The organism is Gemmatimonadota bacterium, from assembly GCA_016714015.1.
In the GTDB taxonomy this organism is placed as follows: Bacteria; Gemmatimonadota; Gemmatimonadetes; order Gemmatimonadales; family Gemmatimonadaceae; genus Pseudogemmatithrix.
In genome coordinates this window covers 641,448-658,398 of the sequence record JADJNZ010000004.1, presented here as the reverse complement: position 1 = coordinate 658,398, position 16,951 = coordinate 641,448, and the positions used below count along the sequence as shown (strand labels likewise).

The window sequence follows — 16,951 nt, the reverse complement described above, 5'->3', positions numbered from 1 at the left end:
ACCATGGCCCATGCATGATCATCCGGTGCGGCATGCGGCGGCTGGGTTGGTTTCGATCATTGGGCCTTCCGTGCTGGCGCTCAGTTTTGCGCTGACTCTGGCCATCTTCTTTGCGATGCGTGGGGCTGGCGAAGGGATGCATGTGCCCTACGTCCTTACGCTCTTTGAGTGGATGCCGACTGGGAAGTTGTCGGTTGATGTCGCGTTCCAGTTGGATCAGCTCTCGATGGTGATGATGCTGATCATCACGGGGATCGGGACGCTCATCCACATCTTCTCCGTTGGGTACATGCAGGAGGATCCGGGGTATCCGCGGTATTTCGCGTACCTCAATCTCTTCGTGTTCTTCATGCTCCTGCTGGTCATGGGGTCGAGCTATCCGCTGATGTTCGTGGGGTGGGAAGGGGTCGGGCTGTGCTCCTACCTGCTGATCGGGTTCTGGTTCTCCGAGAAGGCGAATGCGGATGCGGGGAAGAAGGCGTTCATCGTCAATCGCATCGGTGACTTCGGGTTCCTGGTGGCGATGTTCCTGATGTTCGCGAACTTCGGGTCGCTCACGTACGCCGGGGTCGGGGCGGCGGCGCCTGAGGCTGCGTTCGGCGGGGCGCTGATCACGGCGATCTGCCTCTTCCTGTTCCTGGGTGCCACGGGCAAGTCGGCGCAGATCCCGCTCTTCATCTGGCTGCCGGACGCGATGGCGGGTCCGACGCCGGTCTCGGCGCTCATCCATGCGGCGACGATGGTGACGGCGGGCGTGTACCTCATCGCCCGCAGCGCGATCCTCTTCTCGATGGCGCCGACGGCGCAGCTCACGGTCGCGGTGATCGGGGCGCTCACGGCGGTGTTCGCGGCGACGATCGGGCTCAAGCAGTGGGACATCAAGAAGGTGCTCGCGTACTCCACGGTCTCGCAGCTCGGCTACATGTTCGTGGGCGTGGGCGTCGGGGCGTACACGGCGGGCGTGTTCCATCTCATGACGCACGCGTTCTTCAAGGCGCTCCTGTTCCTCGGGTCGGGCTCGGTGATCTACGCCATGCACCAGGCGTATCACGCGACGCACAACCACGAGGATGCGCAGGACATGCGGAACATGGGCGGGCTCAAGGCCTACATGCCCATCACGTTCACGCTGATGTGGATCGCGACGCTCGCGATCGCGGGCATCCCGCCGTTCTCGGGGTTCTTCTCCAAGGACGAGATCCTCGCGTCGGTCTTCGCGCGGACGCACGGCTCGACGCTGGCCGAGGCGAGCCTGCTGGGCGTGCCGGGGTCGGCGGTGCTGATGATCGTCTACGTGCTCGGGCTCGCGGCGGCGCTCATGACGGCGGTCTACATGACGCGCATGATGCTCTACACCTTCCACGGCCCCAACCGGACCGGCGAGAAGGAGCAGCCGCACCTGAAGGAAGCGCCCTGGGTGATGACCGGTCCGCTGGTCGTGCTCGGCGTGCTCTCGGCGCTCGGCGGGTTCTTCAACCTCCCGGCGCTCTTCGGCGGCGGGTCGGCGGAGATCCTGCACCACTGGCTGGAGCCGGTGGTGGGCGAAGGGACGAAGCTGGTGCTGCACGGTGAGGAGGCGGCGCACCTGTCGCACAGCACCGAGTACGCGTTGATCGGGACGGCGATCGCGATCGCGGTGGCGGGCATCGCCTTCGCGTGGACGCGCCTCAAGCCCGAGGTGCTGGTGCCGGCGAAGGATTCGCCGGCCGAAGCGGGGATCGAGAAGACCCTGCTCAACAAGTGGTACGTCGACGAGGCCTATGCCACCACGGTGGTGAAGCCGACGCTCGGCATCTCCCGCAACCTGCTCTGGAAGGGGATCGACACCGGCATCATCGACGGGCTGCTCGTGAATGGCAGCGCGGTGGTGACCCGCTTCGCCGGTTGGTGCGGATCGCAGCTGCAGTCCGGCCGCGTGGGGACGTACGCCTGGGTGCTGCTGCTGGGCGTGCTGTCCGTGCTCTCCGCCTTCTCCTTCCGCTGAGGCCATAGAACGTGACATCGCTCCTCGACGGAATCGGCTACAACGGATGGATCCTGCCCGCTTTGCTCGGCCTTCCTCTGGTCGGAGCTTTGCTGATGGTGATGCAAGGCTCAATGATGAAGGATGAAAGCAACAACGATGCGGGAAAGGCGATGGCTTCCTCCCGCTCGCTGGCGCTTTGGATATTCGGCATTGAGGCGCTGCTCTCCCTCGGGCTCTGGTGGTCGGTGGATGCCTCCAGCCCGGACTGGACGGGGCGGATCGACCTCGCGTGGATCCCCGAGTGGGGGGTGCGCTTCACGATCGGCATCGACGGGATCGCGCAGATGCTGATCCTGCTCACCACGATCATCATGCCGCTCGCCGTGCTCGGCGGGTGGACGAGCATCCGCGAGAAGACGCACGCGTACTACGCGCTGCTGCTCGTGCTCACCACGGGCATGCTCGGCGTGTTCATGTCGCTCGACCTGGTGCTGTTCTACGTGATGTGGGAAGTGATGCTCGTCCCGATGTACCTGATCATCGGCATCTGGGGCGGCCAGCGCCGGCTCTATGCGTCGCTCAAGTTCTTCCTCTACACGATGATCGGCTCGCTGCTGATGCTGGTGGCGATCGTGAAGCTCGGGCTCTACGCGGGACAGGGCGGCCCGCCGGTGTTCGGCTACGACGCGATCCTCGTGGCGGTGCAGGCGGGGAGCGTGCCCGGGGCCTTCTGGCTCTTCGGCGCGTTCGCGGTGGCCTTCGCGGTGAAGGTGCCGATGTTCCCCTTCCATACGTGGCTGCCCGACGCGCACGTCGAGGCGCCGACCGCCGGGTCGGTGATCCTGGCGGCGATCATGCTCAAGATGGGCACGTTCGGCTTCGTGCGGTTCGCGGTGCCGCTCTTCCCCGAGGTCGCCATGCACCCCACGGTGCGGATGGTGATGCTCGTGCTCGCGGTGATCGGCATCGTGTACGGCGCGCTGGTGGCGCTGGTGCAGCCGGACTTCAAGAAGCTCGTCGCCTACTCGTCGGTCTCGCACCTCGGCTTCGTGATGCTCGGCATCTTCGCCATGACGGTGGAGTCGATGCAGGGGGCGCTGATGGTGACGATCAGCCACGGCGTCTCCACCGGCGCGCTCTTCCTGCTGATCGGCATGATCTACGAGCGGCGGCACACGCGGCAGATCGAGGACTTCGGCGGCATCGCGAAGGTGATGCCGATCTTCGCCCTCTGCCTCACGGTCGTCGCCCTCAGCTCGATCGGCGTCCCCGGGACGAACGGGTTCGTGGGCGAGTTCCTCGTCCTGCTCGGCTCGTTCCCCACGCAGCCCTGGTACAGCGTGGTGGCCGCGACGAGCGTGATCTTCGCCGCCGCGTACATGCTGTGGGCGGTGCAGCGCATCATCTACAACCCGCTCGTGAAGCCCGAGAACGAAGCCCTCAAGGGGCATGACCTGAACTGGCGCGAGATCGGCCTGCTGACGCCGCTGCTCATCGCGATCGTCTGGCTGGGCGTGTATCCCAAGCCGGTGCTGCACAAGACCGAGGCCGCCGCCGACCGACTCGTGCGGCGCGTGGAGGCCACGCGGTTGAGCACGTTGCCCGCGCCGCGCGAGGGAGAGCGCTGACATGACCTACGATCTCAGCATCCCCGCGCAGCTCTCGGCCGCGCTCATGCCCGACCTGCTCCTCATGGCCGGCGCGATGGTCCTCATGCTCTTCGCCGCCTGGCGCCCCGACTCGGACGAGCACCAGCGCGCGGTGGGCTACGGCTCGCTCGGGCTCGTGCTCCTGACGATGGTCGCCGTGGTCTACATGGGCCTGAGCGGCGCGACCGCCGAGAAGGGCGGGGTGATCGCCATCGACGGCTACCGCTGGCTGGTGGACCTCGTGATCCTGCTCGGCGCCGCCGGGACGATCGCGCTGGCCATCGAGCACAACGGGAAGGACTCGATCACGCAGCCCGAGTCGCATGTGCTGGTGCTCTTCGCCGCCTCGGGGATGATGATCCTCGCCGCGGCGCGCGACCTGATGGTCGTCTTCCTCGGCATCGAGATCATGTCGGTCGCGATCTACGTGCTGGCGGGGATGAACCGCCGGAGCGTGCGGTCGGCCGAGGCATCGTTGAAGTACTTCCTGCTGGGCGCGTTCGCGACCGGGTTCCTGCTGTACGGGATCGCGCTGATCTACGGCGCGACGGGGCAGACGCAGCTGAACGAGATCGGCGCGCAGGTGCAGCGGCTCGAGCTGGTGAGCGACCCGATGTTCCTCATCGGGTGCGGCCTGCTGCTCATCGGGCTCGGGTTCAAGGTGGCGGCGGCGCCGTTCCACATGTGGGCGCCGGACGTGTACGACGGCGCGCCGACGCCGATCACCGCCTTCATGGCGGCGACGGTGAAGGCGGCGGCGTTCGCGACCTTCCTGCGCATCTGGTACGAGTCGTTCTACTACGCCTTCAACGGCTGGGCGAACGTCGTCGCGGCGCTCGCGGTGCTCACGATGATCGTGGGCAACGTGGTGGCGCTGCAGCAGAAGAACATCAAGCGGATGCTCGCCTACTCGAGCATCGTGCATTCGGGATACCTGCTCGTCGCGGTGGTGGCCTCGTCGGCGCTGGCGAGCACGGCCTTCACGTTCTACGTGCTGGCGTACACGCTGGCGACCTTCGGCGCGTTCGCCGTGGTCGCGGCGATGCAGCCGGCGGGCGAGACGGACGCGCGGATCGCCGACTACGAGGGGCTCTGGCATGTGCGCCCCTGGCTGGCGACGGCGATGGGGGTGTACCTGCTCGCGCTCCTCGGCTTCCCGGTGTTCGGCGGCATCGGGTTCTTCGCGAAGTGGTACCTGGTGCAGGCGGCGCTGGCGTCGCCGGCCGGGCTCACGCGGCTGGCGGTGATCCTCGTGGTGACGTCGGTGATCTCCGCGGGCTACTACCTGTCGGTGGTCCGAGCGATGTTCATGAAGCCGCGCCCCGACGGGGCGGCGGCGCCGGGGCCGGTGGGGCCGCTGTCGCGGGCGGTGATGGCCGTGACCGTCGTGCTCATCCTCGGGCTCGGGCTCTTCCCGTCCAGGCTGGTGGGGATCTCGTCCGCGAGCGGCTTCCGGCCGTACCCCTTCTCGCCGGCGCTGCAGATCGGCACGCCGTTCGGTCCGGGGCGTTGAGCCGGGCGAACCCGTAGCGTTCCGCGTGACAATCTCGCAGGTTCCACGGGGCGTCGGAAACGGCGCCCCGTGTCGCATCCAGACGTGACCACACCCGCTCACACCCACCGCACCATTCCGATGATCCAGCCCGGCATCTTCCGCCAGTACGACATCCGCGGCATCTATGGCAAGGACCTCACCGTGGAGGCCGCCGAGGCGATCGGCCGCGGGTATGCGATCATCCTGGCCGAGCATGGGCTGAAGGGGGCGGTGGCGGTGGGGCGCGACAACCGGCCGAGCGGTGCGGCGTTGCGCGACGCGCTGGTGAAGGGGCTCACGTCCACCGGCCTCGACGTGATCGACATCGGGATCGTGCCGACGCCGCTGCTCTACTGGGCGCTGCACAACCTGCCGGTGGTGGCGGGGATCCAGATCACGGGGTCGCACAATCCGCCGCAGTACAACGGCTTCAAGTGCTGCGTGGGGACGGGCTCGCTGCATGGCGAGGGGATCCTCCACCTGCGCGACATCATCGCGAAGGGGATCTTCCCGACGGGCGCAGGCACCGTGGCGCACGAGGCGGTGATCGACCGCTACGTGGCGGACGTGGTGCAGCGCATCGGTCCGCTCCCGAAGGAGATGAAGGTCGTGATCGACTGCGGCAACGGCGCGGGCGCGGTGGTCGCGCCGCAGCTCTTCAAGGCGCTCGGCCCCAACGCGACGATGCTGTTCGCCGAGAGCGACGGGACGTTCCCGAACCATCATCCGGACCCGACGGTCGTGGAGAATCTCCAGGACCTGATCAAGGCCGTGCGTGAGACCGGAAGCGAAGTGGGCATCGGCTTCGACGGCGACGCCGACCGCATCGGGATCGTGGATGGCGACGGGACGATCATCTGGGGTGATTATCTGCTGCTGCTCTACGCCCGCGACGTGCTGAAGCGGACGGGGGCGGGGCAGGCGATCATCTTCGACGTGAAGTGCTCGCAGGCGCTGCCGGACGGGATCGAGAAGGCGGGCGGCCAAGCGGTGATGTGGAAGACGGGGCACTCGCTCATCAAGGACAAGATGAAGGAGATGCACGCGCCGCTCGCCGGCGAGATGTCGGGGCACATGTTCTTCGGCGAAGGGTTCTACGGGCATGACGACGCGCTCTACGGCGCGGCGCGCCTGCTGCGCATCCTCGCCGACGCCAAGCAGACGGTGAAGCAGTACCTCGCCGACGTGCCGCGGTTCGTGTCGACGCCCGAGCTGCGCATCGACTGCCCGGACGACCAGAAGGAAGGGATCGTGCGCGACGCGCTCGCGCACTTCCGCGCGAAGTACCAGGTGTCGGACGTGGACGGCGTGCGGATCCTGTTCGACGGCGGGTGGGGCTTGATCCGGAGCAGCAACACGCAGCCGATCCTCGTGATGCGGTTCGAGGCCGACACGGCGAAGCGGCTCGCGGAGATCCAGGGCGAGGTGGAGGCGTGGATGCACGCCAAGGGCATCGACACCACGCCGGGCACCGGGCACTGAGATGACGGGGCGGCGCGGGCTCCTCTGGCTCGTCGCGGGGCTCGCGCTCACCCTTCTCTTCGGGCGCTGGGTCGCCGGGCTGTACGGCGACTGGGCGTTCCATCATGCGCTGGGCGCGGACGCGCTCTGGCGCGAGCGCGTGGCCCTCACGGCGCTCATGCGCGTGGGGACCTTCGCGCTGGTGTTCGGGTTCGCGTTCGCGAACCTCTTCGCGGTGCGGCAGAGCATCGTCGCGCTCGTGCTGCCGCGCGTGGTGGGGGGCGTGGAGTTCGGCGAGGCGATCCCCACGCGACGGCTGACGCTCCTCGCGCTCGCCGTTTCGGTGTTGCTGGCGGTGCTGTTCGCGCTCACCGAGCAGGACTGGACGCTGCTGGGGCAGGCGATCCACGGCGTGCCGTTCGTCGAGTTCGATCCGTACCTCGACCGCGACCTCGGCTTCTACGTGCACTGGCTGCCGTTCGAGCGCTACCTCGCGCAGCTCGTGGCCGTGCTCGTGGCCGTCACGGCGGCGGTGGTGGTGGCGAGTTATGTGGTGACGCCGAGCGTGCGGTGGGACGCGCAGGGGCTGTACGTCTCGACGTGGGTGCGCCGGCATCTCGGGATCCTCGGCGCGGTGGGGATCGCGTGCATCGCGTGGGAGTGGCGGCTCGACAAGTTCGCGCTGCTGATGGCGGGGACCGGGGACAGCATGTTCGCGATGGAGGTGCCGACGTTCAGCCCCTTCGACCATCGCGTGATGATGCCGTACCTGACGGTGCTGAGCTTCGTGGCGGTGCCGCTGGCGGTGGTGTTCGCGCTGGCGGTGTGGCGCGGGCACCTGCGCATCGCGGTGGGGCTGCTCACGGCGCTGTTCGTGTTCGGGCCGTTGGCGCGGGTGCTGCTGCCGACGATGCTGTGGACGCTGTCGGAGGAGCGGCGGTCGGCGGCGGCGCTGCGGCCGTACGCGCGGACGCGGATGCTGTTCACGCGGCGGGCGTACGGCGTGGACCAGGTCGCGTGGCCGGACACGATGCCGCTCGCGCCATTGAGCGAGGCGGAGGCGGCGCGGTGGGTGAGCACGTGGGATCCGGCGGCGCTCACGCGCTCATTGGAACGGGAACGCCGCGGCGAGGACGTGGTCGCGCTCTCGTGGACGATGGGCGAGAGCGGGCTCGAGGCGCAGCTGCTGCGGCGCGCGCCGAGTGATGCGCTGCCGGGGACGCGGTGGCCGTCGGACCGCCTTCGCGCCGACGCGGCCGATGTGTCCGGGTATCCCGTCCCGGGCGAGGCGGGCGTGGCGGGGATCGACGGCGTGCTCGTGCATCCCGGGGCGCCGCGCTACGCGCTGGTGGCGGATACGCTGGGCCGCCTCGCGGCGCCGTCGTACGAGCATCCGATCGAACGGCTGCTGCTCGCGTGGGACCAGCAGAACCCGCGCCTGCTGACGGCCGAGGCGCCGCAGCCACGGCCGCGGCTGCTGACCGAGCGCGATGCGATGGCGCGCGTGGCGCGGCTGACGCCGTTCCTCGGGCAGGGGGAGCGCGTGACGCCGCTCGTGCGCGGCGACTCGCTGTTCTGGGTGGTGGAGCTGTTCGCGACGGCGGAGGAGTATCCGCTGAGCGAGCGGCTGCTGGTGGACGGCGGGGCGGTGCACTACGCGCAGCATGCGGCGACGGCGGTGGTGCAGGCGCAGACCGGGGCGGTGCTGCTGCTGCCGGTGGAGCGCCCGGACCCGGTGATGCGGACCTGGATGTCGCGCTTCCCCACGTTGTTCACGCCGCGCGAGCGGGCGCCGCGGTGGATGGCGAACGCGCTGCCGCCGGCGGTGGACTGGGCGCTGGTGCAGGGGGCGCTGATCGGGCGGACGGGAGTGAACGGGGACACGCTGCCGGTGAGCCAGCTGGCGCGGATCGATGACGCTGACCCGGACCTCGCGACGGGACCGCCGACCTTCTTCGTGCTCGACTCGCTCGGCACGCCGGGCTGGGGTGTGCCGGTGGCGAATGCGCAGCGGCTGGTGGGGGTGCCGGACTCGGACCGGCTGGTGGGGCTGCTGGTGGCGCGCGGCGGGCTCTGGCCGCGGACGACGATGCTCGAGCCGGGGGTGGGGCTCAACTGGAAGGAGTTGCTGGAGGACCTGCAGGAGGCGGCGGACGGGGCCGGGGTGGGGCGCGGGCTCAAGGACGCGCGCCGGGGGAGGGTGCAGGCGATCCCGACGGCCAAGGGGGCGCTGTTCGTGCAGAGCTTCTACGAGTGGCCACAGGACGGGCCGCCGAGGCTGGCGGGGGTCGTGACGATCCGGGGGTCGCAGGTGCGGGTGGGGCGGACGCTCGCGGAGGCGCTGGGGCAGGCGAATGCGGGGGCGGGGGCGGTGCGGTCGCCGGAGGCGTTTCGGGCGCAGGCGGGGAAGCTGTACGATGCGATGGGGGCGGCGCTGCGGGCTGGGGACTGGAAGGCGTATGGGGAGGCTTGGGCGGGGCTGGGGCGGTTGCTGGGGCGGCCGCCTAGATAGGGGTGCGGAGTGCGGGGGGAACCGCGGCGATGCGGGGGGAACCGCGATGCGGGGTGCACGGGCGGGGGGGTGGCGGGGGGACCTGACTTGCCCGCATTGGGTTGCGGGGGGGGGGGGGGGGGTGCTACCTTTCCCCCATGACCGTCCGCGAGCAAGTCCGCCTGCTCCGCCGCGAGATCCTGGATGCCGCTGAGGCCAATGGCGCGCGTCGGATCCGGCTCTTCGGTTCTGCCGCGCGCGGCCAGGAGACCGGGGAGAGCGACGTCGACCTCCTCGTGACCCTCGAACCGGGGCGGACGCTGATGGACCTCGCTCGGCTCGAGGCCCGGCTCGAGCGGCTCCTGAACCGCATCGTGGACGTGGTCCCGGAGTCGGGGCTGCGGGAGCCGTTCCGGTCCTCGGTGCTCCGGGACGCCATCGATGTCTGAGGCGCGCGAGATCGTCCTCGAGCGGATGCAGCACATGGTCGAGGCCGCGGACGCGATCGCCGAATATGTGACACGGGGTCGGCGAGTGTACGATGCCGACCCCGCCGTCCGCGACGCGATCCTGTTCCGCATCGTGGTGATCGGCGAGGCCGCCAAGGCTGTCGTGCAGCGAGATCCCAGTCTCGCGAAGGAACTCTCGGAGGTCGAGTGGTCCGCCTTGGCGAAGATGCGCGACCGGATCACGCATCAGTACTGGGCCGTCGACCCCCAGATCGTCTGGGACACCGCATTGGATGAGATTCCGGAGATTCGGGCGATCCTCGCGACGGCGCTCGACCGGTTGAGCTGAGCTGGCCGTCAGAAGCGGGCGTAGGGCAGCCGCTCGGACGATGCCGCCACCCCGTCGCTGGCTCGGGCGGACCCTTCGCCAGGGCCGACGGCAACCCCGATGCGGGGTGCACGGGCGGTACGGAGTACGGAATTGGGACGGGATGCGCGGACCATCGACTTCTGCCCGCCCTTCGGAGTTCTCGGATGCGAGGGCCTCCAGGCCCGACGGGGCGCAGAGAGAACGGCCGCGACTGGAAGGACGGCAGTCCCCATCCGAGGCCCGATGAAAGGGCGGATGTTGAGGTCCCCCCCCCCCCCCCCCCCCCCCCGTACCGCCCGTGCACCCCGCATCGCGGTTCCCCCCGCATCGCCTTTCGAGCCTGCCCGGAGGAAGCGAGCTCCGCTATCTTTGGGTGCTAGGCTGAGAACATCACCCCCCTGGAGCTCCAGTGAACCTCCACGAATACCAAGCGAAGGACATCCTCCGCGGCTACGGCGTGAACATCCCGCCGGGCAAGATCGCCACCACGCCGGCCGAGGCCGAGTCGATCGCGAAGGAATACGGCACCGCCGTGATGGTGAAGGCGCAGGTGCATGCGGGCGGCCGCGGCAAGGCCGGCGGCGTGAAGTTCTGCAAGACGCCCGCGGACGCCAAGGAGAAGGCGACCGCCATCCTCGGCATGAAGATCAAGGACCTCACGGTCGAGAAGGTCCTCGTGACCGTCGCCGCCGACATCGGCAGCGAGGCGTACGTGGGGATCATCGTCGATCGCGCGACCAAGAAGCCGGTGTTCATGGTGTCCGCCGCGGGCGGCATCGACATCGAGCAGGTCGCGGCGGAGACGCCGGAGAAGATCCTCTACCTGCCGGTCGATCCGCGCTACGGGCTGCCGACGTACGACGCGATGCGCATGGGCTTCTTCCTCTACGAGGACGTGAAGCTGGCGCGCGGCGCGGCGAAGATCATGCAGCAGCTCTACGCCGCCTTCATGGCGAGCGGGTGCTCGCTGGCGGAGATCAACCCGCTGGTGGTGACGCCGCAGGGCGAGCTGGTGGCGGTGGACGGGAAGATGGTGATCGACGACAACGAGCTCGACCGCCTGCCCGCGATCGCGGCGCTGCGCGACGAGTCGAGCGAGGAGCCGTCCGAGGTGGACGCGCGCAACGCGAACCTCACGTTCATCAAGCTCGACGGCAACGTGGGCTGCGTGGTGAACGGCGCGGGCCTGGCGATGGCGACGATGGACCTGGTGAAGTACTACGGCGGCGAGCCGGCGAACTTCCTGGACATCGGCGGGTCGTCGAACCCGGAGAAGGTCGTGAACGCGCTGCGGATCATCACCGCGGACCCGAACGTGAAGGCGATCCTGTTCAACATCTTCGGCGGCATCACGCGCACCGATGACGTGGCCAACGGCATCGTGACGGCGACCAAGGCGAACCCGCTGAAGGTGCCGATCGTCATCCGCCTCACCGGCACCAACGAAGAGATCGCGATGCAGATCCTCAAGGACAACGGCTTCACCGCCTCGAGCGACATGGACACCGCGGTGCAGGAAGCGGTGAAGCTCGCCAAGGGAGGGAAGTGAGATGAGCATCTTCATCGACAAGAACACCAAGCTCGTCATCCAGGGCATCACGGGCCGTGACGGCTCGTTCCATGCCAAGCAGATGATGGAGTACGGCACGCAGGTCGTGGCCGGCGTGACGCCGGGCAAGGGCGGCCAGAAGTTCGAGGGGACGGTGCCGATCTTCAACACGGTGATGGACGCCGTGAAGGCGACGGGCGCGAACACGAGCGTGATCTACGTGCCGCCGCCGTTCGCCGCCGACGCGATCATGGAAGCGGCCGCCGCGGGCGTGGAGCTCGTGGTCTGCATCACCGAAGGCGTGCCGGTGCTGGACATGACGAAGGTCTATCCGTTCGTGAAGGAGAAGGGCGTGCGGCTGCTCGGGCCGAACTGCCCGGGGCTCATCACGCCGGGCGAGTCGAAGGTCGGCATCATCCCGGGGCGGATCTGCCTGCCGGGCCCGGTGGGCGTGGTCTCGCGCTCGGGGACGCTGACGTACGAAGTGGTCTACCAGCTCACGCGCGCGGGGATCGGCCAGACGACCTGCGTCGGCATCGGCGGCGACCCGATCAACGGGACGAACTTCATCGACTGCCTCGCGGCGTTCGAGAAGGACCCGAAGACGAAGGCGATCGCGATGATGGGCGAGATCGGCGGCACGGACGAGCAGGAAGCGGCCGAGTACGTCAAGAAGCACATGAAGAAGCCGGTGGTGGGCTTCATCGCCGGGCAGACGGCTCCGCCGGGGCGTCGGATGGGGCATGCCGGGGCGATCATCTCCGGGTCTGCCGGTACCGCCGCCGAGAAGATCGATGCGTTCAAGGCGGCTGGGATGGGGGTCGCGGCGCGGCCCATGGATTTCGTCGAGCTCATCAAGGCTCGGCTGGCGTAACGGCAACCGCTTTCACCACAGAGGGCACAGAGGGCACAGAGAAGGGCGGAGCACTGCCTTTTTTTTCAACAGCGCCTCTCCGCTGGTCTCTGTGTCCTCTGTGGCCTCTGTGGTGAACGTCGTTGGCTCCACTCACACTTACCTGTAATCAACCGATGGCTCTCAACTATACGTTCTCGATCATCAAGCCGGACGCCTTCAACGCCGGGAAGGCGGGGAAGATCATCGCGCACCTCGAAGCCCAGGGGTTCACGCTCAAGAGCGCGCGGGTCATGCAGCTCACGAAGAAGCAGGCGGAGGAGTTCTACGCCGTGCACCGCGGGCGCCCGTTCTACGGGGAGCTCGTGGAGTTCATGAGCTCGGCCCCCTGCATGCCGTTCGTGCTCCAGAAGGACAACGCCGTCTCGGCGCTGCGCGAGGCGATCGGGGCGACGGACCCGGCCGAGGCGGCCGCGGGCACGGTGCGGAAGCTCTACGCCGAGTCGAAGGGCAAGAACGCGATCCATGCGTCGGACTCGGATGAGAACGCCACGCGGGAAGCGCGGTTCTTCTTTGCCGAGGCGGACGCGCTGTAAGCGCGGATGAAGGCTCAAGGATGAAGGGGGAAAGTGACCCCCGCATCCGAGAAGCCGGGGGTACGGGCAAAAGTCGATGGTCCCCGCATCCGGTCCCAGGTCCGTACCCCGTACCGCCCGTGCGCCCCGCATCGGGGTTCCCCCCGGATCCCGCCCCCGCCTAAGTCCCGGACAGACCGCAACTTGCCCCCTTGAACGGGTAGGCGGGGCGGACTAGGTTTCAGTGCTATGCTGTCGTTTGACATCCGCACCCTGTCCCAAGGCGCCGTCCAGGTCGAAGGGGACCTGCACGCCGACGATTCGGTGTGGCTGGAACACGATATCCGCCCCGTGGGGAACGTCCATGTCACCGGACGTTTGAGCGGGGCTGGCAGCGGTCGGTACTACTTCAGCGGGGCCTTCACCGGCACCGCGAATGGGGAGTGCCGTCGGTGCCTGGTGCCGGTGGAGAGCGCGGTGAGCGGCGACGCCCATCTCCTCTTCGCCGATGCCGATGACGAGAACGCGGACGAGCCGGATGTCTTCCCGATCGGTGAACTGGGAACGATGCTCGACCTGAAGCCCGCGATCCGTGAGCAGTGGCTCCTCGAGGTCCCGCAGCTCCCGTTGTGCCGGCCCGACTGTCTCGGGTTGTGCCCGACGTGCGGCGTGGACCTCAACAGCGCAGGACTGCACGTCTGCGACAAGTCCCCGTCCTGACATTCCCTTTCCGACGAGTTCCCGATGGCCGTCCCGAAGCGCCGCACCTCCAAGCGCAAGAAGCGCGCGCGTAACACGCACAAGGTCGCTCCCAAGATCGTCACGCAGGCGTGCCCGAAGTGCGGCGAGAGCAAGCGCCCGCACCATGTCTGCGAGAACTGCGGCTTCTACGCCGGCGAGCAGCGGGTCGCGGCGCGCGAAGCGTAGCCATGGCGCGCATCGCGCTGGACGTCATGGGGGGCGATCATGCGCCCTCCGCGCCGATCGCCGCCGCGCTGCTCGCCATCCAGGAGCTGGGTCCTGAGCACACGATCCAGCTCGTCGGGCGCGAGAGCGTCATCCGGGAGCAACTGAACGCCCAGCTCGCTGCCGCCCCCGCCATCCTGGTGGAGGCGGCTACGCGTTTCGAGATCATCGACGCGCCGGACGTCATCGAGATGACCGACAAGCCCTCGGTCGCCATCCGGGGGAAGCCCAACTCCTCCATGGCCGTGGGCATCAAGCTCCAGGCCGAAGGGAAGTCCGACGCGTTCGTCTCCGCCGGGAACACCGGCGCGCAGATGGCCGCGTCGACGTTCATCCTGCGCCTGCACGACGGGCTCTCGCGCCCCGCCATCGGCACCGTCTTCCCGACCGCCAAGCAGCCTGTCGTCGTGCTCGACTCGGGCGCCAATGTCGATTGCTCCGCCGCCGAGCTCGTCCAGTTCGCCCGCCTCGGGCATGTGTACGCCCGCGACATCCTCGGCCGCGAGAACCCTGCCGTCGGGCTGCTGTCGATCGGCGAGGAGGCGGAGAAGGGGAACGCCGCCGTGAAGGAGGCGCACCAGCTCCTCCTCGGCGCCGGGCTCAACTTCATCGGCAACGTCGAAGGGCGTGACGTGCCGATGGGCGCGTGCGACCGCGGCCCGATCGACGTGGTGGTCTGCGACGGCTTCACCGGCAACGTCCTCCTCAAGTTCTACGAGGCGGTGGGGCCGATGCTCTTCGGGATGCTGATGAAGAACGGCGTCACGAAGGAGCAGATCGGCGCCATCGTCCATGCGCTCGACTACGCCAAGTACGGCGGCGCGCCCCTGCTGGGCCTGAAGGGCGTGAGCATCATCTGCCACGGGAAGTCGAGCCCCGAGGCGATCAAGAACGGTGTGTTCGCCGGCCTGCGCGCGGTCGAGACGCGCATGAGCCAGCACATCGGGGAGCAGCTCGCCAAGTGAAGCGTCCCGTCGCCATGCTCGCCGCCACCGGGCACGCCGTGCCCAAGCGGATCCTGACCAACGCCGAGTTCCCGGCGATGGGGATCGACACGTCGGACGAGTGGATCCGTGAACGGACGGGCATCGGCCAGCGGCACATCGCGGGCGAGGGCGAGACGCTCACGTCGATCAGCACCGAGGCCGCGCGCCTCGCGATGCAGCGCGCCGGCGTGACCGCGAGCGAGCTCGACTGCATCATCCTCGGCACCGCGAGCCCGGACCGGCTGCTGCCGAGCACGGCGGTGGAAGTGCAGGCGGCGCTCGGCGCCACGCGCGCCGTCGCGTTCGACCTCGATGCGGCCTGCTCGGGCTGGCTCTACAGCATCCAGGTGGCCGAAGGGCTCATCGCGACGGGTGCGTACGAGACGATCCTCGTGATCGGCGGCGAAGTGCTGTCGCGGATCATCAACTGGAAGGACCGCAACACCTGCGTCCTCTTCGGCGACGGCGCCGGCGCGACGATCATCAAGCGGAGCACCAAGGGGCGCGGGATCCTCTCGGCGTACATGCGCTCCGACGGCACGCTGGCCGACCTGCTGCATCGCCCCAAGGGCGCTGGCGCGGCGCCGATCACCCCCGAGATCATCCTCGAAGGGTCGCACTGGATCCAGATGGCGGGGCGCGAGGTGTTCAAGAACGCCGTCCGCTCGATGGCCGACGCCTCCGACCGCGCCCTCGACGGCGCGAAGCTCTCGGCGGGCGACATCGACCTGATGATCCCGCACCAGGCGAACATCCGCATCATCGAGGCGACGGCGAAGCACGCCGGGATCTCGATGGACAAGGTCTACGTGAACGTGGACCGGTTCGGCAACACGTCGGCGGCCTCGATCCCGATCGCGCTGAGCGAGGCGCAGGAGAAGGGGCTGATCAAGGACGGGTCGACGGTGATGTTCGTGGCGTTCGGGGCGGGGTTCACCTGGGGATCGATGGTGGTGAGGTTCTAGGGGCTTCACTGCCACGGCGATGTGAGCTGTGAGCTATGAGCTGTAAGTTTCTGCCGCTCTCCGGCCCCGCATTCCGTCGCAGTTTCTCATGGCTCACCACTCACAACTCACCGCGCCGTCATGTTCTTGCTCTTTCCGGGCCAAGGCTCGCAGAAGCCGGGTATGGCGAAGGACCTCGCCGCCGCCTTTCCCGCCGCCGCTGACGTCTTCGCGCGGGCGGATGAGGCGCTCGGCGCTCCGCTCAGCACGCTCTGCTTCGAGGGGCCGGCCGAGGAGCTGACGCTCACGCACAACGCGCAGCCGGCGCTCCTGGCGCATGGCGCGGCGGTGTGGGCGGTGGTGAAGGACCAGCTCTCGGCGAAGGCGCAGGGGGCGGCGGGGCACTCGCTCGGGGAGTTCTCGGCGTATCATGCCGCCGGCGCGCTCCCGCTCGAGGATGCGCTGCGGCTGGTGCGGCGGCGCGGGGAGCTCATGTACGAGACGGGGGTGAAGGTCCCCGGCGCGATGGCGGCGATCCTCGGCGAGCTGCAGCGGCCGATCGAGGAGATCTGCGGCGAGGCGAGCGCGAAGGGCGTCTGCGTGCCGGCGAACTACAACAACACCGAGCAGATCGTGATCTCGGGCGAGGTCGCGTCGGTGGAGGCGGCGATGGAGCTGGCGAAGGCGGCCGGCGCCAAGCGCGCGATGCGCCTCCCGGTGAGCGGCGCCTTCCACAGCCCGCTGATGCAGCCGGCGCAGGCCGGACTCGGCGAGGCGCTGCAGGCGGCCCAGTGGCGCGACCCGAACATGCCCGTCTGGAGCAACGTGACCGCCGAGGCGGTCGGCGACGCCGCGACGGCGCGCGACCTGCTGCTCAAGCAGCTGACGTCGCCGGTGCGGTGGGTGGAAGTGGTGCGCAACGTGGCCGCCCGCTTCCCCGGCACGACGTTCGTCGAGATGGGCCCGGGCGCGGTGCTGAGCGGGCTGGTGAAGCGACTGGCGCCGGATTGTCGCACCATGACCTGTGGGACGGTTTCCGAGGTTGAGAGCCTGATGGCGATGAAGGCTGAAGGTTGAAGGATGAAAGTTGAACCGCGTTCCTCCCCTCGCTTCGCATCGTCCGTCGCACTTTCCACCTTCATCCTTCAGCCTTCATCC

At 68.6% G+C, this 16,951-nt stretch carries 15 protein-coding genes; all 15 read left to right on the top strand.

The window, feature by feature from the left end:
- The first annotated feature begins 70 nt into the window (after window positions 1-70).
- The 15 genes from nuoL to fabD all read left to right on the top strand — a co-directional run bounded on the left by nuoL (window position 71) and on the right by fabD (window position 16,870).
- The gene (gene nuoL / locus IPJ78_10160; GenBank protein MBK7906913.1) at window positions 71-1,984 is read left to right on the top strand and encodes an NADH-quinone oxidoreductase subunit L; all 1,914 of its coding nucleotides are present in this window, start codon (window positions 71-73) and stop codon (window positions 1,982-1,984) included.
- A gap of 95 nt (window positions 1,985-2,079) precedes the next feature.
- The gene (locus tag IPJ78_10155) at window positions 2,080-3,594 is read left to right on the top strand and encodes an NADH-quinone oxidoreductase subunit M (protein ID MBK7906912.1); all 1,515 of its coding nucleotides are present in this window, start codon (window positions 2,080-2,082) and stop codon (window positions 3,592-3,594) included.
- Window position 3,595: 1 nt separating this feature from the next.
- The gene (locus tag IPJ78_10150; GenBank protein MBK7906911.1) at window positions 3,596-5,128 is read left to right on the top strand and encodes an NADH-quinone oxidoreductase subunit N; all 1,533 of its coding nucleotides are present in this window, start codon (window positions 3,596-3,598) and stop codon (window positions 5,126-5,128) included.
- A gap of 123 nt (window positions 5,129-5,251) precedes the next feature.
- On the top strand, window positions 5,252-6,631 hold the full coding sequence (locus IPJ78_10145; GenBank protein MBK7906910.1) for a phosphomannomutase/phosphoglucomutase: 1,380 nt from the start codon (window positions 5,252-5,254) through the stop codon (window positions 6,629-6,631).
- A 1-nt stretch (window position 6,632) separates the two neighbouring features.
- A complete protein-coding gene (locus IPJ78_10140; protein ID MBK7906909.1) occupies window positions 6,633-9,122 on the top strand; it encodes a UPF0182 family protein in 2,490 nt (829 codons plus the stop codon).
- A 137-nt stretch (window positions 9,123-9,259) separates the two neighbouring features.
- Window positions 9,260-9,550, top strand: coding sequence for a nucleotidyltransferase family protein (locus tag IPJ78_10135; GenBank protein ID MBK7906908.1), 291 nt, complete (start codon window positions 9,260-9,262; stop codon window positions 9,548-9,550).
- 34 nt (window positions 9,551-9,584) lie between these two features.
- Complete coding sequence (locus tag IPJ78_10130) at window positions 9,585-9,899, top strand: DUF86 domain-containing protein (protein MBK7906907.1); 315 nt, start codon at window positions 9,585-9,587, stop codon at window positions 9,897-9,899.
- 430 nt (window positions 9,900-10,329) lie between these two features.
- A complete protein-coding gene (gene sucC / locus IPJ78_10125) occupies window positions 10,330-11,469 on the top strand; it encodes an ADP-forming succinate--CoA ligase subunit beta (GenBank protein ID MBK7906906.1) in 1,140 nt (379 codons plus the stop codon).
- A gap of 1 nt (window position 11,470) precedes the next feature.
- A complete protein-coding gene (sucD, locus tag IPJ78_10120; protein MBK7906905.1) occupies window positions 11,471-12,343 on the top strand; it encodes a succinate--CoA ligase subunit alpha in 873 nt (290 codons plus the stop codon).
- A 155-nt stretch (window positions 12,344-12,498) separates the two neighbouring features.
- Window positions 12,499-12,918: a nucleoside-diphosphate kinase gene (gene ndk / locus IPJ78_10115; GenBank protein MBK7906904.1), complete on the top strand. Its 420-nt coding sequence runs from the start codon at window positions 12,499-12,501 to the stop codon at window positions 12,916-12,918.
- 228 nt (window positions 12,919-13,146) lie between these two features.
- Complete coding sequence (locus IPJ78_10110) at window positions 13,147-13,617, top strand: DUF177 domain-containing protein (GenBank protein ID MBK7906903.1); 471 nt, start codon at window positions 13,147-13,149, stop codon at window positions 13,615-13,617.
- A gap of 24 nt (window positions 13,618-13,641) precedes the next feature.
- On the top strand, window positions 13,642-13,824 hold the full coding sequence (gene rpmF / locus IPJ78_10105; GenBank protein ID MBK7906902.1) for a 50S ribosomal protein L32: 183 nt from the start codon (window positions 13,642-13,644) through the stop codon (window positions 13,822-13,824).
- 2 nt (window positions 13,825-13,826) lie between these two features.
- The gene (plsX, locus tag IPJ78_10100) at window positions 13,827-14,828 is read left to right on the top strand and encodes a phosphate acyltransferase PlsX (protein MBK7906901.1); all 1,002 of its coding nucleotides are present in this window, start codon (window positions 13,827-13,829) and stop codon (window positions 14,826-14,828) included.
- A 14-nt stretch (window positions 14,829-14,842) separates the two neighbouring features.
- Window positions 14,843-15,814, top strand: coding sequence for a ketoacyl-ACP synthase III (locus IPJ78_10095; protein MBK7906900.1), 972 nt, complete (start codon window positions 14,843-14,845; stop codon window positions 15,812-15,814).
- A 120-nt stretch (window positions 15,815-15,934) separates the two neighbouring features.
- Complete coding sequence (gene fabD, locus IPJ78_10090; GenBank protein ID MBK7906899.1) at window positions 15,935-16,870, top strand: ACP S-malonyltransferase; 936 nt, start codon at window positions 15,935-15,937, stop codon at window positions 16,868-16,870.
- Window positions 16,871-16,951: the final 81 nt, after the last annotated feature.

What these genes read in the sequence shown, in the direction of transcription:
- IPJ78_10155 (MBK7906912.1), top strand. Translation starts at nt 2,080, where the DNA reads ATGGTGATGCAAGGCTCAATGATGAAGGATGAAAGCAACAACGATGCG.
- IPJ78_10150 (MBK7906911.1), top strand. Translation starts at nt 3,596, where the DNA reads ATGACCTACGATCTCAGCATCCCCGCGCAGCTCTCGGCCGCGCTCATG.
- IPJ78_10140 (MBK7906909.1), top strand. Translation starts at nt 6,633, where the DNA reads ATGACGGGGCGGCGCGGGCTCCTCTGGCTCGTCGCGGGGCTCGCGCTC.
- IPJ78_10135 (MBK7906908.1), top strand. Translation starts at nt 9,260, where the DNA reads ATGACCGTCCGCGAGCAAGTCCGCCTGCTCCGCCGCGAGATCCTGGAT.
- IPJ78_10130 (MBK7906907.1), top strand. Translation starts at nt 9,585, where the DNA reads ATGGTCGAGGCCGCGGACGCGATCGCCGAATATGTGACACGGGGTCGG.
- sucD (MBK7906905.1), top strand. Translation starts at nt 11,471, where the DNA reads ATGAGCATCTTCATCGACAAGAACACCAAGCTCGTCATCCAGGGCATC.
- ndk (MBK7906904.1), top strand. Translation starts at nt 12,499, where the DNA reads ATGGCTCTCAACTATACGTTCTCGATCATCAAGCCGGACGCCTTCAAC.
- IPJ78_10110 (MBK7906903.1), top strand. Translation starts at nt 13,147, where the DNA reads ATGCTGTCGTTTGACATCCGCACCCTGTCCCAAGGCGCCGTCCAGGTC.
- rpmF (MBK7906902.1), top strand. Translation starts at nt 13,642, where the DNA reads ATGGCCGTCCCGAAGCGCCGCACCTCCAAGCGCAAGAAGCGCGCGCGT.
- plsX (MBK7906901.1), top strand. Translation starts at nt 13,827, where the DNA reads ATGGCGCGCATCGCGCTGGACGTCATGGGGGGCGATCATGCGCCCTCC.
- IPJ78_10095 (MBK7906900.1), top strand. Translation starts at nt 14,843, where the DNA reads ATGCTCGCCGCCACCGGGCACGCCGTGCCCAAGCGGATCCTGACCAAC.
- fabD (MBK7906899.1), top strand. Translation starts at nt 15,935, where the DNA reads ATGTTCTTGCTCTTTCCGGGCCAAGGCTCGCAGAAGCCGGGTATGGCG.